The organism is Idiomarina fontislapidosi (genome assembly GCF_003226255.1).
GTDB lineage: Bacteria > Pseudomonadota > Gammaproteobacteria > Enterobacterales > Alteromonadaceae > Idiomarina > Idiomarina fontislapidosi.
The window spans coordinates 1-1,396 of the sequence record NZ_QJST01000041.1 but is presented as its reverse complement, the minus strand read 5'-3'; the positions used below and the strand labels follow the sequence as shown (position 1 = coordinate 1,396).

General features: G+C 40.8%; 2 protein-coding genes. Both read right to left on the bottom strand.

The annotated features are described in order from the left end of the window. Positions 1–149 precede the first annotated feature (149 nt). Positions 150–611, bottom strand: coding sequence for a hypothetical protein (locus DFP83_RS13450; protein ID WP_110576592.1), 462 nt, complete (start codon positions 609–611; stop codon positions 150–152). Then, a partial coding sequence (locus tag DFP83_RS13710; RefSeq protein ID WP_146228806.1) for an RHS repeat-associated core domain-containing protein occupies positions 608–1,396 on the bottom strand: 789 nt, incomplete at its 5' end. The genes DFP83_RS13710 and DFP83_RS13450, both read right to left, overlap by 4 nt.

The window sequence follows — 1,396 nt, the reverse complement described above, 5'->3', positions numbered from 1 at the left end:
TTTAAAGCGGCATCCATGTCGAAATTGGTTTTGGTCATATGTCATCTCTTTTTTTGCTTAGTTTAACGAAATGACACAGAATTATGAACACTACCTATTAAACACAAAATACAGAGCGGCATAGCTTGTTAACTGAATTCCTAAACTTTTCAGTTACCGGGAATATTAATATCAACCCATTCTCCCTTCGTTGGACGGCACTCGCTTTCTGTCAAGTTTAATAAAGTTTTCGAGTCTATATAGGCTAAAGGGATCATCAATTGAGGCCGTTCATATGGATATAACCAGAATAAGCTTGGATTTTCGGAGTCCTTACCAACGAAAAACCTACGGCTCTCCCCTTTAACAAGAATTTTTAGCTCATAAAACTCAAGTGGGCTAGAACCACTAATTTTCGTTTGGCTCCTACTCTTAAAGTCAGCAAAAAAATTACTAGTATCTTTGATTTCCTTGCCACACACCCAAATCTTAGTCTTCTCGGGATGCTCCATCACCGCAACTTCCAGTGAAGCTAATTCTTCCGGATCCTTAAATAATAAGTACATGCTCGCGATAAAAGTAATACCTATCAATAGAGAGAAATAAAATATTAGTTTATTATTTATTTTCATTTTATGCCTTTGCTAGGAAGAGGAATTATCAACGTATGTTCAACTCCGGCGCTTTTACCCAGAGGTAAGCCAGTACCTATACCTCCAGTAATTGACCCCCCTTTATAGGTAGGAGCAAAGATAATACTACCCGAACCAACAATTCCCTCACCCCCGCTAATAGTTTGAGTTCCTGACGCACCATTTAACTCCGAAATATTACTGGCTGAAGTTAATTCCTTTCCAGCTTCAAGAGACACTTCGGGGGTTCCGCCACCATATTGAACTGATAATTGAATCCCCTTGTTACCGTTACTATCTTTAACAAACCCAGCCTCTAAAGATATACTTCCGCCGCCTGCTAGATTGAATTCAATAACGCCGGCTTCAGTTCCTGAAGAGGGAAAAGTTTCAGGAGGATTAAATTCATCCATCGTCATCTTCCCTTTTCCAAGCTCCCTGACTTTTATGTCTTCTCGTTGAGCTAGTCTCGTTTCTTTGCCGTCTGGGTCAACAAACTTATAAGGGTTGTTATTGGCATAAGCATACCGATTAAAGCTATGGACACCTTTAAATCCAACCGGATCATTCGAATAGAAACGACCTATGACTGGATCATAGTATCGTGCCTGCATATACACTAGGCCAGTGTCCCTGTCATACTTGTGTCCGGTATATCCCACCTCATTGTCAGGTGTCTCTATACCCGCCCCAAAAGGTTGATAATGTTGACGCGATAATATCGTGCCGCTGGCGTTAGACGTCGCTGCCGTACTGCCTAAATAGTCACTATGAAAATAACGTAC

Excerpts from the sequence above, each read along its gene's own strand:
- DFP83_RS13450 (WP_110576592.1), bottom strand. The coding sequence starts at position 611 with ATGAAAATAAATAATAAACTAATATTTTATTTCTCTCTATTGATAGGT.